Origin of the sequence: Pseudovibrio flavus (assembly GCF_009711345.1) — a bacterium.
GTDB lineage: Bacteria > Pseudomonadota > Alphaproteobacteria > Rhizobiales > Stappiaceae > Pseudovibrio > Pseudovibrio flavus.
Genome location: NZ_SMMA01000062.1, coordinates 184,309 through 197,431 on the forward strand (window position 1 = coordinate 184,309; position 13,123 = coordinate 197,431).

Here is a 13,123-nt window from a genome sequence, read left to right on the forward strand (position 1 = left end):
TAGCACAGCCATCACAGCCTTGCAATACAAGCTAGGTATTCCTTTTAGGCGGGAAACTCCGCATTTATACAGACAAGTTAGAAGAAATTTTGCGGATCTATGTCAACTTGTAGTCGAATTCCGCCCTTGGGATTCGGCGCTTGTGACAGCCAATTGCGTATAAAACCCTGCAAATCAAAGGCTCTACCTGCCATCACGAGCAAACGAAAACGATAGCGCCCACGCACCAACGCGAGCGCTGCTTCTGCCGGTCCCAGCACTGTCACGCCATCGAGAAGCGGCAATATGCCTATGAGGCATTTTGCATAGGATTCTGTTTCTCCACGGTCTGTCCCCGATATTATCAATGCAGCAAGGCGACCAAATGGCGGAAGTCCGGCCCTTTGGCGCGACTCGATTTCTGCATGGTAAAATTCATCAGGATTTCCACTTAAAAGTGCTTGGATAACCGGTTGCTCGGGCGCGTAGCTCTGCAAAATGCCGAGTCCCTTGCCGTGAATACGGCCCGCACGACCGGTTACCTGCGCTAATAGTTGAAATGTTCTCTCGCCAGCGCGTGGATCTCCGTTGGATAACCCGAGATCGGCATCAATAATGCCCACCAAAGTCATCAGGGGAAAGTTGTGGCCTTTGGCAACGAGCTGTGTGCCGATGACGATATCGACCTCGCCTTCCTCGACCAGCTTCATCTCGCGTTTGACGCGTTCCATGCCGCCAGGAAGGTCCGATGACAACACAAGAACGCGTGCTTCAGGGAACAGGCTGCTGACTTCCTCACCGATCCGCTCCACGCCCGGACCACAGGCCACGAGCGTATCCGGCTTCTCGCACTCTGGGCATTTATGGGGTACAGGCTGGCTATAGCCGCAGTGATGACAAACGAGCTTACCCTTGAAGCGGTGCTCCACAAGCCACGCGGAACAGTTCTCACAGTGGAAGCGATGGCCGCAGGTACGGCAGAGCGTCAACGGCGCATAGCCACGCCGGTTCAAGAAGAGAAGAGACTGGTTGCCGTTGCCCAGCGCGGTTGCCATTTCCTGTACAAGCTGCGGGGCAAGCCAACTGCCTCGTTCAGGCCCCTCTGTACGCATGTCGACACTTTTAATGGTCGGCATTTCGGCGCCAGAAGCACGGGCAGGAAGGCGCAGCATTTCGTATCGGCCGGAATGAACGTTCACCTGACTTTCTACGGAAGGTGTCGCGCTGGCAAGCACCACAGGGAACTTGGAGATATGTCCGCGCACGACCGCCATATCGCGGGCGTTATAAGGGACGCGGTCATCTTGTTTGTATGCGCCGTCGTGTTCTTCGTCGACCACGATCAGCCCTAGATCCTTAAAGGGAAGGAAAAGGGAAGAGCGAGCACCCACCACGACTTTTACTTCGCCATTGGCGACACCACGCCATGTACGCTCGCGGCGTTTAGCTGGAACCTGCGAGTGCCATTCGGCGGGACGAGCCCCAAAGCGCTCTTCAAAACGAGTTAGAAACTGACTTGTTAGCGCGATTTCCGGCACAAGCACGAGCGCCTGCTTATTCTGCCGCATCGCCTCGGCAATCGCCTCAAAATAGACTTCCGTTTTACCGGAACCGGTCACACCGTCGATGAGAAAGGCTTTAAAGCCATTTCCAATGGCGGCGGTTAAGCGGTCTGCAGCGTTCTGCTGGTGTTCATTGAGGGTACGTCCCTTCTTATTCGGGTCAGGGTCCGGCAATGGCGGCGTTGCCGGCATCATCACCGTTTCAAGAACGCCCTGCTTATAAAGGCCCTCGACTACAGACGCACTAACCCCTGCAACACCGGCAAGGCCCGCCTTGGTCCACGCCATGCCGTCTTCAAGGTATTCCAGAACCTTTTCGCGAGCGGTGGTCATACGATCTGGCTCAACGTCGAACAGACGTCTGTAACCGGTCACCATAGGCTCCGGTTCCAATGCTTCTTCGGAGCGCAAGATCATGCGCAGCACCATACCCGGTGCGCCCAGCGTCCAGTTGGCAACCCAATCTACAAAACGGCGCAGATCATCACTGATGGGCTTGGCTTCATAAGCGTGCAGGATGCTTTTCAGCTTTTTCGGGTTCACGTTGCTATCAATCGGGCCGTCCCACACAGCTCCAACAACTTCGCGATTGCCTAGAGGTACACGCACGATAGAGCCCGGACGAACGCTCATCCCCTCCGGCACTTTATAGGAGTAGGCTGTATTAACCGCGACGGGAACCAGAACAGGAACAACGGCTTGAGGCCCATCGTCAGTTGTCCCACCAAAAAAATCCCGCTGATGCGTCAAGTCTCTCGCCCTTCCCAAGAAAGAACCATATTAATGTTGTTGATTCGGGACAGTCTAGGCTAAACAAAGACTAAACCGACCTACTTGTTTTCGCTCTCAATCATTTGCAGAGCGGCCATAGTGGATATAGGAGCCACATCGAAATGAAGTTTTTTGTCGATACAGCTGATACCGCTGAAATTAAAGAGCTAGCAGCAACTGGCCTGTTGGACGGTGTAACCACTAACCCTTCTCTTATCATGAAGGCTGGCCGCCCGATGAAAGAAGTGATTGCAGAAATCTGCGATCTTGTTGATGGCCCTGTTTCTGCAGAAGTCGTTGCTATGGAAAAAGACGCGATGCTTGCTGAAGCGCGCGAACTCACTGCTATTGCAAACAACATCTGCATCAAGCTGCCTCTGACCCTTGAAGGCTTGAAGGCTTGCCGTGTACTTTCCGATCAGGGCACACAGACCAACGTTACTCTGTGCTTCTCTGCTAATCAGGCACTGCTGGCAGCAAAAGCGGGCGCGACCTTTATTTCTCCGTTCATCGGCCGTCTTGATGACATTCACATCGACGGCCTGGACCTTATCTCCGACATTCGTCAGATCTACGACAACTACATGTTCGAGACCGAAATTCTGGCAGCTTCTATCCGTACCGCAAACCACGTGAAAGATTGTGCGCTGCTTGGTGCTGATGTTGCAACCATTCCACCGGCAACCCTCAAAGCGCTGGTCAAGCATCCGCTGACTGAAAAGGGTCTGGAATCCTTTATGGCTGACTGGGCAAAAACCGGTCAGAGCATCATCTAAACCCTTTTGGGATTTTGATCGCAAAAGCGCGGGCTACGGCCTGCGCTTTTTTTGTTGCTGCGCCTATAAAGCTCCCCTTAGTGCAATAGATAGGTAAGCCCCTCGCTGACCCCACTGCGCATCAATACCTATAAAAACCAACGTGTTTTGATGCTGGTCAATTTCATTTGGCGCGACTCGTATATTCTCTTAAGCACAGATACACAATTTCGAGGGATGGCATCGCCGCACTCAATATGCCCCAAAGTTGACCTAACCTCTCAACGCCCTCGAATGTTCGCTTGCTGATCCCCTCCCTCCTCCTTGCAAGCGGCAAAACCCCGCTCCGCTAGCGGGGTTTTTTGCTGAGTTTGAGCACGTTTTGTTCTTTTTTCTCTGCTGAGCCCGCTTTGATTAACACAAAGTTAATGCTCCTGCGTCAACGCTGTTGGAACCCAAACCGACGAGTGTTGATTGATGCGCACCTTCCGCTTTTTTTCCGCAGTGCTAATTCTGCTTTTCTCCGGCTCAGCTGTACTGGCCCAGCCTGATTTCAAGTTCGGGACTGCCAAGCGCCTTCTGGAGAAGAAGGTCTATTTTGAAGAAGTAGACCGCAGAACGTTTTATTGTGGCTGCTCTTACAGCGATAAGAAGCAGGTAGACGCTGACAGCTGCGGATATGAGCCTCGCAAGGCGAACTCACGCTCCAAGCGCATCGAATGGGAACACATTGTACCGGCTTCTCGCTTTGGCTCACCCCGTGCCTGCTGGCAGGAGGGTGATGATGCTTGCGTGAACAGCAAGGGCAAAGCCTACAAAGGCCGTCGCTGCTGCGCCAAGGTTGATGCCCAGTTTGCGGCGATGGAAGCCGACCTCCATAACCTTGTGCCTGCCATTGGTGAGCTGAACGGCGACCGCTCCAATTACCGTGTTGGCGACTGGGAAGGCGAAAAAGTGTACGGCGCCTGCGATTTCAAAGTCTCTAGTAGCAAGCGCATCTTCGACCCTAGCGATGCTGTTCGCGGCGATATTGCCCGCGCCTACCTCTACATGGAAGCAACCTACGGCATCGGTCTTAGTGACGAAGAAAAACAGCGGTTTGAAAGCTGGCACATTGCGGACCCAGCATCTGATTGGGAGATCGAACGTAACCGCCGCATCATCAAAGAGCAAGGCAACAGCAACTCGTTTGTTGCACCAACCTCTTAAGTCGCAGCCCTTTGTTTCCCTCGACGAAGTGTAAACGCTTCGTCGACTTTTGAAGACTATTGTTAACCAATGGCACCCAAATACGATAATACCGACGTGATTCTCGTCATCCATAAACCAGGCCTTGGCGCTGCGATCGAGGATTGGCTGAATCACCTTGGCTCCGAGCGACGACTGTCCGAAAATACGCTTCAAGCCTATGAGCGCGATGTGACCCAGTTCCTGCGCTTTATGACCGGTTATTTGGGTGACGCTCCTGCGGTTAAAGACCTGAAGGACCTGAAGCCCATCGAGTTCCGTGCCTTTCTTGCACAGCGACGCAAAGAAGGAGCGCAGACACGTACATTGGCACGCGGCCTTGCGGGCGTCCGCTCGTTTCTGGCTTTCCTTGAGCGGCGCGGTGAGGTGAATGCAGCCGGAGCATCGGCAGTTAAAACTCCGCGCCTGCCCCGCTCTCTCCCAAAGCCCGTAGGCGTTGAAGACGCTAAAGCGATTATCAGCAAGGACCTCAACTTCGAAGAAACGCCATGGGTTGAAGCGCGCAACGCGGCTGTCTTCACCCTGCTTTACGGTTGCGGCCTTCGTATTTCCGAAGCGCTGAACCTTACCTTTCAAACCCGCCCCAAGACCGGTGAAGCGACCATGCGCATTCGCGGTAAAGGTAATAAGGAACGCCTTGTTCCGGTTCTACCTGTTGTGGTGGATGCCGTGGAGGACTATCTGCGCCAGTGTCCCTACAAGCTTTCGGGATCTGATCCGCTTTTCGTTGGTGTTAGAGGCGGCAAGCTTAACCCGCGCCTTATCCAGCTTGCCATGCAGCGCATTCGCAGTGCTCTTGGCCTGCCGGACACCGCAACACCGCATGCGCTGCGCCACTCCTTTGCCACGCATCTTCTGTCAGGTGGCGGCGATCTACGCGCTATTCAAGAGCTGCTGGGCCATGCCAGTCTTTCCAGTACGCAGATCTATACCGAGGTGAACAGTGGTCACCTTCTTTCCATCTACGACAAGGCCCACCCACGACGCTAAAACGCCCCTTGATTTGGTGCGATACGCCCTCTAGTGTTGCCACTGTTGTGACACGGGGTGCCGCGCCATCATAGATTGAGTGATGCGGCTGAGATTATACCCGATGAACCTGCTCTGGATAATGCCAGCGAAGGGAGCGATCACAGTCACAATGCATATCGTTTAGCGTATGCGCCGCTTTCCTTTGCGAAAAACGGATACGAATATGACTCTGCTGACTTCCGTCTGCGAGACCCTTGGTGCCATTCGCGCGCAAAGCCCACTCGTTCACAATATGACCAACATCGTTGTTGCCAACAACACAGCCAACGCACTGCTCACAATTGGTGCGTCCCCTGCCATGGTGGACGGCCCTGTGGAAGCGCCAGAACTGGCAAGCGTTGCGGGAGCTTTGGTGGTGAACGTTGGCACCGTAACCCCTGCACAAGCAGAGGCGATGAAACTGGCAACCGCTGCCGCTCACAGCGCTGGCCGCCCTTGGGTATTGGACCCGGTGGCAGTTGGTGCGCTGAGCTTCCGCACTCAGCTTGCAAAAGAGCTTTTGGAGAATAAACCTTCTGTTATTCGCGGCAATGCCTCTGAAATTATGGCAATGGCTGGCCTTGGCGCTGGTGGCAAGGGCGTTGACAGCACAGCAAGCTCGGAAAGCGCACTGGACGGCGCTAAGCGTCTGGCGAAGGAAAGCGGAGCCGTTGTTGTTGTTTCCGGCCCGACTGACTTCATCACCGATGGTGAGCGCGTTGCAAGCGTTTCCAACGGCCATGAGATGATGCCTTATGTGACAGGCCTTGGCTGTACCGCAACCGCTCTTACAGGTGCAACACTTGCTGTATGCGAAGACCCGTTTATTGCTGCGATCAGCGCCATGGTATTCCTTGGCCTTGTGGGAGAGCTTGCGGCCGATAAGAGCCGTGGACCAGCGACACTTCAGCTTGAGATTATCGACGGCCTCTATACTCTCACCCAACAAAATATTCGTGAGTTGGCACGCGTGGAGCTGAACTAAATGCAGCAATTTGATCTTTCCGTTTATCTTGTGATTGGACCGCAAGACTGTCCGGGTAAAAATCCGGTCGAGATCGTGGAAACAGCGGTAGCCCATGGCGCAACTGTTGTGCAGCTACGCGATAAAACGGGAAGTACCCGCGAACAGATTGAACTCGGCAAACGGCTTATGGAAGTTCTGCGGCCGGCAGGTGTTCCGCTTATCGTGAATGACCGCGTTGATGTGGCTCTGGCAATTGATGCGCAGGGTGTTCACGTGGGGCAGGATGATATGGCGGCCTCTACCGTTCGCAAGCTGATTGGGCCGGACAAGATCATCGGCGTTTCTGTTTCCAACCAGAAAGAGTTCGAGGCGGTAGACCCGACGCTCGTTCAATATCTGGGCATGGGCGCTTGCTACCCGACAGGCAGCAAATCCGATGCAGAATATCTGGACCTGAAGACCTTTGCCCGCTTCGCGGAAATTACACCTCTGCCAACCGTTGGTATCGGCGGCATCAACCTTTCCAATGCAGCTGACGTTATCAAAGCTGGTGCGGATGGGGTTGCAGTCATCTCAGCGATCTGTGCAGCAGAAGACCCTCAGCTGGCAACAATTGCCCTCGCCAATCTGGTGAAGGCCAATAAAAGCTGAGCTGTCCAGTTAAAATACAAAAAGAAAAAGCCGCCCCAGAAACCTGAGGCGGCTTTTAATTTATCTATACCAGCGTACAAGTGGTGCGCTTTGCAATTACATATGAATTGGCTTGGCGAAGGTTGCCAGCGCCGCTTCCTTAACAGCTTCAGACATAGTCGGGTGAGCGTGGCAGGTACGGCCAAGATCTTCAGAAGATCCGCCGAATTCCATCAGTACGCATGCTTCGTGGATCATTTCGCCAGCGCCGAAGCCAACAATATGAACGCCCAGAACGCGGTCGGTTTCCGCATCCGCCAGAACCTTCACAAAGCCGTCTGTTTCCAGCATAGCCTTTGCGCGGCCGTTCGCGCTGAACGGGAATTTGCCAGCTTTGTACTTGATGCCAGCAGCTTTCAGCTCTTCTTCAGTCTTGCCGACAGAAGCCACTTCCGGCGCGGTGTAGACAACGCCTGGAATGACTTCATAGTTCACATGGCCAGCTTGGCCTGCAAGAATTTCAGCAACCGCTACGCCTTCGTCCTCTGCTTTATGCGCAAGCATTGGACCCGCGATTACGTCGCCAATGGCGTAGATGCCGTCAACGTTGGTTTTGTAGTGCGCGTCGGTGACAACACGGCCGCGATCATCAAGCGCAACACCAGCTTCGGCAAGGCCGAGACCAGAGGTATATGGACGGCGACCGATTGCAACGAGAACCACATCGGTTTCGATGGTTTCAGCAGCAGCTTCACCAGCCGCAGGCTCTACAGTTACTTCAAGGGTCTTGCCCTTTTTCACTGCGCCAGTGACCTTTGAGGACAGCTTGAACTGGAGACCCTGCTTTTTCAGCATGCGCTGGAATTGCTTGGAAACGTCAGCATCCATTGGGCCGAGGATCTTGTCCATAAACTCAACCACGGTCACCTTGGAGCCAAGGCGTGCGTAAACGGAGCCAAGTTCAAGGCCGATAACGCCAGCACCAACCACCAACAGGCGGGACGGTACTTTTTCCAGCTCAAGAGCGCCGGTGGAGGACACGATGGTCTTCTCGTCGATCTCGATACCCGGCAGCGGCATAACGTCGGAACCGGTGGCGATCACGATATTCTTGGTTTCAAGAATGGTGGTGGAGCCGTCTTCCGCCTGCACTTCAACTTTGCCTGCGGCCAGAACGCGGCCAAGACCGATGTGTGCTTCGATCTTGTTCTTCTTGAACAGGTATTCGATACCGCTCACGTTGCCGTTGATCACAGAATCCTTGTGTGCCTGCATAGCCTTCCAGTCCACCTTCGGCTTGCTGGTTTTGATGCCAAGCTTCTCGAAGTTGTGGTTAGCCTGCTCGAACATTTCAGAGGCATGGAGCAGCGCTTTGGAAGGAATGCAGCCGATGTTGAGGCAGGTACCGCCGAACGTCTTGTTCTTTTCGACAACGGCGACTTTCAAACCGAGTTGTGCAGCTTTGATAGCGCAAACGTAACCACCCGGGCCGGTGCCGATAACAATGAGGTCGTAGGACATTTCGGAATCCTTGAATTTTTAGGTCACTACAGCGAGCGATAAAGAAGTAGTGCCCGGCTATGCCGGGCACTGAGCTTTTTCGATTAAAGGTCCAGCACCAGACGTTGCGGATCTTCCAGACTTTCCTTAACGCGGACGAGGAAGGTTACGGCTTCCTTGCCGTCTACGATGCGGTGGTCATAGGAAAGAGCCAAGTACATCATCGGGCGGATAACAACCTGACCGTTGACTGCAACTGGACGCTCCTGAATTTTGTGCATGCCCAGAATACCGGACTGCGGTGCGTTCAGGATCGGGGAAGACATCAGGGAACCATAAACACCACCGTTGGAGATGGTGAAGGTGCCGCCGGTCATTTCTGCCATGCCGAGTTTGCCATCACGAGCCATTACGCCGAGACGACCGATTTCTTTTTCGATTTCGGCGATGGACATCTGGTCAGCGTCACGAACCACAGGAACGACGAGGCCCTTTGGCGTACCTACAGCTACACCAATGTGGGCGTAGTTCTTGTAGATCACGTCAGTGCCATCGATCTCTGCGTTGATTGCAGGGATTTCCTTCAGAGCGTGGGTCACAGCCTTGGTGAAGAAGCCCATGAAGCCGAGCTTTACGCCGTGCTTTTTCTCGAAGACGTCTTTGTACTGCTTGCGCAGATCCATGATCGGCTTCATGTCCACTTCGTTGTAAGTGGTCAGCATAGCCGCAGTGTTCTGAGCGTCTTTCAGGCGGCGCGCGATGGTCTGGCGCAGCTTGGTCATGCGAACACGTTCTTCACGCACTTCATCGCTCGGGTTGGATGGTGCACGAGCTGCAACAGGTGCAGCAGCCGGAGCTGCCTGCTGGGCAATACCTGCAGCAGCTGCTGCAATCACATCACCTTTAAGAACCTGACCGCGCTTGCCGGAGCCTGCGACCTGATCAGCAGCGATGCCTTTTTCTGCCAGCATTTTTGCTGCAGACGGTGCCGGAGGCATAGAGGTTGCAGGTGCGCTTGCAGCAGGAGCCGGTGTAGCGGCTGCAGCTTTTGCAGGAGCAGCTGCAGGAACTGCAGCGCCAGCGCCCGGTGCGATTTTGCAAAGCAGGTTGCCCGGCTCAACAGTCGCGCCGGTTTCAACGGCAATCTCGATTACGGTACCAGCAACAGGAGATGGAACTTCCTGTGCAGCCTTGTCGGTTTCAAGTTCAACGAGGATGTCGTCTTCTTTAACAACATCGCCCACTTTTACGGACCATTCGCCAACTTCAGCTTCGGTGACACTTTCACCAGCGGAAGGCACGGTAACTTCAACTGCCGCAGCAGCTTCAGCCTTTGGTGCTTCTTCAGCTTTCGCTGGCTCTTCTTTAGCAGCTGCAGGAGCGGCTGCAGCTGCAACAGCACCTTCTGCAAGCTGACCGAGCAGTGCGCCAACCTCAACGGTTTCACCTTCTTTAGCAATAATTGCTTCAAGGGTACCGGAAGTTGGAGCTGGCACTTCCACGGTCACCTTATCGGTTTCCAGCTCTACAAGCGGTTCGTCGGCGTTAACTGCTTCACCTGGCTGTTTGAACCACTGAGCAATCGTTGCCTCGGATACGGATTCCCCCAGCGTTGGTACGCGAATTTCCGTCGCCATGTCTTTGTCTCTTCTCGTTAAATGACCAAAGGGCCGTTTGTAATCAGGTTCGGTAGACGCATCCTCACGAAGAGAACGCGTCATCCAAGAAGGCTTGCAGCTGAGCCAGATGCTTAGACATCAGACCGGTTGCGGTTGCAGCAGCGGCAGGGCGGCCCACGTAACGCGGGCGACGAACTTTTGCCTCTACATGCTCCAGCACCCATTCAATGTATTCCTGCACGAAGAACCATGCACCCATGTTCTTCGGCTCTTCCTGACACCACACCACGTCCGCATTTTTGAAGCGCTTCATTTCAACGCAAAGGGACTTGGTAGGGAACGGGTAGAGCTGTTCAACACGCAGGATGTAAACATCGTCGATGCCGCGCTTTTCACGCTCTTCCAGCAGGTCGTAATAGACTTTACCGGAACACAGGATCACGCGGCGGATCTTGTCGTCAGACTTGAGCGCAACGGTGGAACCTGGCTTAGACTCCGCATCATCATGCAGCAGACGGTGGAAGCTGCTGTTTGCGTTAAACTCTTCCAGCGAAGACACAGCGCGCTTGTGGCGCAGCAGTGACTTCGGCGTCATCAGAACAAGCGGCTTACGAATGTCACGCTTGAGCTGGCGGCGCAGAATGTGGAAGTAGTTCGCTGGTGTTGTACAGTTGGCAACCTGCATGTTGTCCTCTGCACACATCTGGAGGTAACGCTCCAGACGGGCGGAGGAGTGTTCCGGTCCCTGCCCTTCGTAGCCGTGCGGCAGAAGGCAAACCAGACCGGACATACGCAGCCACTTACGCTCACCAGAAGAGATGAACTGGTCGAACAGAACCTGAGCGCCGTTTGCGAAGTCACCGAACTGCGCTTCCCACATAGTCAGAGCATTTGGCTCTGCCAGCGAGTAGCCGTATTCAAAACCAAGCACTGCTTCTTCAGAGAGCATGGAGTTGATCACTTCGTAACGGGCCTGCCCTTCACGAATGTGGTTCAGCGGGATGTAACGGTTTTCGTTTTCCTGATCGTACAGAACCGAGTGGCGCTGAGAGAAGGTACCGCGTTCACAGTCCTGACCGGACAGGCGAACAGCATGGCCTTCATCAAGCAGGGCGGCAAACGCAAGCGCTTCACCCATTGCCCAATCAACTCCGCCGCCGGATGCAATCATCTTGCCGCGGTTATCCATAAAGCGGCGGATGGTACGGTGGGCGTTGAAGTCGGACGGTACGAAGGAAAGCTTCTGGCCGTATTCTTCCAGCTTGGCGTCAGTAAGGCCGGTTGAACCGCGACGCGGCTCGTCTGCCTCTTTCGCCACTTTCATGCCGGACCACTTGCCATCAAGCCAGTCAGCCTTGTTCGGCTTATAGGTGTTACCGGTCTCGAACTCGCGGTCGAGATGGGAACGCCAGTCAGCCTTGGCCTTATCGACTTCCTCAGCAGAAATGAGGCCTTCTTTGACAAGCTTGTCAGCGTAGATCTGCAGCGTGGTTTCGTGCTTTCGGATCTTACGGTACATGATCGGCTGGGTGAACGCAGGCTCGTCGCCTTCGTTGTGGCCGAAGCGGCGGTAACAGATCATATCGATCACCACCGGACGACCGAACTTCTGACGGAATTCGATAGCGATCTTGGCAGCGTACGTTACTGCTTCCGGATCATCACCGTTTACGTGGAAGATCGGCGCTTCAATCACCTTTGCAGCATCGGATGGATACGGCGAGGAGCGAGAGAAACGTGGATTGGTGGTAAAGCCAATCTGGTTGTTAATGATGAAGTGGATGGAACCACCGGTGCGGTGACCGCGCAGCGCGGACAAACCGAAACACTCAGCAACAACACCCTGACCTGCAAACGCAGCATCACCATGCAGCAACAATGGCAGAACCGGTTCACGCGGAACTTCGGTGGTTTCTACCCAGTGAGCCAGCTGGTCCTGCTTTGCGCGTACCTTACCCAGAACAACCGGATTCACGATTTCAAGGTGAGACGGGTTCGCAGTCAGGGACAGGTGAACGTCGTTACCATCAAATGTACGGTCGGAAGATGCACCCAAGTGGTACTTAACGTCACCAGAACCTTCCACTTCGTCAGGAGCGAAAGAACCGCCCTTGAACTCATGGAAAATTGCGCGGTGCGGTTTGCCCATCACTTGAGACAGAACGTTGAGGCGGCCACGGTGGGCCATACCCAGCACGATTTCCTGAACGCCCAGTGCACCGCCGCGCTTGATGATCTGTTCCAGCGCAGGGATCAGCGCTTCACCACCATCAAGACCGAAACGCTTAGTACCGGTGTACTTAACATCAAGGAACTTTTCGAAGCCTTCAGCTTCTACGAGCTTGTTCAGGATTGCTTTTTTACCCTGCGGGGTAAAGGCAACGTGCTTGTCCGGCCCTTCGATGCGTTCCTGAATCCAGGACTTCGCAGCGGGATCGGAAATGTGCATGAACTCGACGCCGAGGGTGGAGCAGTAGGTCCGCTTAAGGATCTCCAGCATCTGCCGAATTGTGGCAGATTCCATGCCCAGAACGTTGTCGAGGAAAATCTTGCGGTCCCAGTCTTCCTCGGAGAAGCCATAGGTTGCCGGATGCAACTCTTCATGGTCTCCCGGAATAGCAAGACGGAGCGGATCAAGATCTGCGTGCAAGTGGCCGCGCATACGGTAAGCGCGGATCATCATCAATGCGCGCACACTGTCTCGCGTTGCTTGCAGAACGTCCTGCTCGGAAAGGTCGATGCCTTTCTTCTCTGCGTTGGCCTTGACCTTTTCCTTAACAGCTTGTTCGGAAGGCCAGTCACCATCGAGAGCGGAAACCAGTTCACCATTGGCCGGAACCGGCCAGTCAGCGCGTTTCCAAGAAGCTCCGCGAGCCTCTTTGATTACATCTGCGGGATTGTCGTGCAGAGAGGAGAAAAAGTCCTGCCACTCTGGATCCAGTGACCGTGGGTTTTCCTGATATTGAGCGTACAGCTCTTCAATATAGGAAGCGTTGCCGCCGTACAAAAACGACGTCAGCGCAGCAATATTGTTCGCGTCCTGCCGTGCCATATTTTCCAAAGCGGATTTTTAGTCCACCC

9 protein-coding genes and 1 riboswitch are annotated in these 13,123 nt (G+C 54.4%); of the genes, 5 read left to right on the forward strand and 4 right to left on the reverse strand.

What is annotated here, in order from left to right; translation table 11 throughout:
- Window positions 1-77: 77 nt before the first annotated feature.
- Window positions 78-2,291: a primosomal protein N' gene (locus E1162_RS11285; protein WP_155130738.1), complete on the reverse strand. Its 2,214-nt coding sequence runs from the start codon at window positions 2,289-2,291 to the stop codon at window positions 78-80.
- Window positions 2,292-2,434: 143 nt separating this feature from the next.
- Here E1162_RS11285 and fsa point away from each other — a divergent pair, with 143 nt between their 5' ends.
- From fsa to thiE, 5 genes are all read left to right on the forward strand, one after another.
- Complete coding sequence (gene fsa, locus E1162_RS11290) at window positions 2,435-3,088, forward strand: fructose-6-phosphate aldolase (RefSeq protein WP_155130740.1); 654 nt, start codon at window positions 2,435-2,437, stop codon at window positions 3,086-3,088.
- Window positions 3,089-3,544: 456 nt separating this feature from the next.
- Entirely contained in the window at window positions 3,545-4,276 is a 732-nt protein-coding gene (locus E1162_RS11295; RefSeq protein WP_155130983.1) for an endonuclease, read from the forward strand.
- A 69-nt stretch (window positions 4,277-4,345) separates the two neighbouring features.
- Window positions 4,346-5,305: a tyrosine recombinase XerC gene (locus E1162_RS11300; protein ID WP_155130742.1), complete on the forward strand. Its 960-nt coding sequence runs from the start codon at window positions 4,346-4,348 to the stop codon at window positions 5,303-5,305.
- A gap of 43 nt (window positions 5,306-5,348) precedes the next feature.
- Window positions 5,349-5,460: riboswitch (TPP riboswitch) on the forward strand.
- Window positions 5,461-5,510: 50 nt separating this feature from the next.
- On the forward strand, window positions 5,511-6,311 hold the full coding sequence (gene thiM, locus E1162_RS11305; RefSeq protein ID WP_155130744.1) for a hydroxyethylthiazole kinase: 801 nt from the start codon (window positions 5,511-5,513) through the stop codon (window positions 6,309-6,311).
- Window positions 6,312-6,944: a thiamine phosphate synthase gene (gene thiE, locus E1162_RS11310; protein WP_155130746.1), complete on the forward strand. Its 633-nt coding sequence runs from the start codon at window positions 6,312-6,314 to the stop codon at window positions 6,942-6,944.
- Window positions 6,945-7,040: 96 nt separating this feature from the next.
- On the opposite strand, the gene lpdA is transcribed toward thiE, so the two are convergent.
- The 3 genes from lpdA to E1162_RS11325 form a co-directional block, all read right to left on the reverse strand.
- Window positions 7,041-8,444 (reverse strand): dihydrolipoyl dehydrogenase, encoded by a 1,404-nt coding sequence (gene lpdA, locus E1162_RS11315; RefSeq protein WP_155130748.1) that lies wholly within the window; start codon window positions 8,442-8,444, stop codon window positions 7,041-7,043.
- Window positions 8,445-8,527: 83 nt separating this feature from the next.
- On the reverse strand, window positions 8,528-10,060 hold the full coding sequence (odhB, locus tag E1162_RS11320) for a 2-oxoglutarate dehydrogenase complex dihydrolipoyllysine-residue succinyltransferase (protein ID WP_155130986.1): 1,533 nt from the start codon (window positions 10,058-10,060) through the stop codon (window positions 8,528-8,530).
- 64 nt (window positions 10,061-10,124) lie between these two features.
- Window positions 10,125-13,094, reverse strand: a complete 2,970-nt coding sequence (locus E1162_RS11325; protein WP_155130750.1) for a 2-oxoglutarate dehydrogenase E1 component — start codon at window positions 13,092-13,094, stop codon at window positions 10,125-10,127.
- Window positions 13,095-13,123: the final 29 nt, after the last annotated feature.

Excerpts from the sequence above, each read along its gene's own strand:
- E1162_RS11300 (WP_155130742.1), top strand. The coding sequence starts at position 4,346 with ATGGCACCCAAATACGATAATACCGACGTGATTCTCGTCATCCATAAA.
- odhB (WP_155130986.1), bottom strand. The coding sequence starts at position 10,060 with ATGGCGACGGAAATTCGCGTACCAACGCTGGGGGAATCCGTATCCGAG.
- thiM (WP_155130744.1), top strand. The coding sequence starts at position 5,511 with ATGACTCTGCTGACTTCCGTCTGCGAGACCCTTGGTGCCATTCGCGCG.
- lpdA (WP_155130748.1), bottom strand. The coding sequence starts at position 8,444 with ATGTCCTACGACCTCATTGTTATCGGCACCGGCCCGGGTGGTTACGTT.
- E1162_RS11325 (WP_155130750.1), bottom strand. The coding sequence starts at position 13,094 with ATGGCACGGCAGGACGCGAACAATATTGCTGCGCTGACGTCGTTTTTG.
- E1162_RS11295 (WP_155130983.1), top strand. The coding sequence starts at position 3,545 with ATGCGCACCTTCCGCTTTTTTTCCGCAGTGCTAATTCTGCTTTTCTCC.
- thiE (WP_155130746.1), top strand. The coding sequence starts at position 6,312 with ATGCAGCAATTTGATCTTTCCGTTTATCTTGTGATTGGACCGCAAGAC.
- fsa (WP_155130740.1), top strand. The coding sequence starts at position 2,435 with ATGAAGTTTTTTGTCGATACAGCTGATACCGCTGAAATTAAAGAGCTA.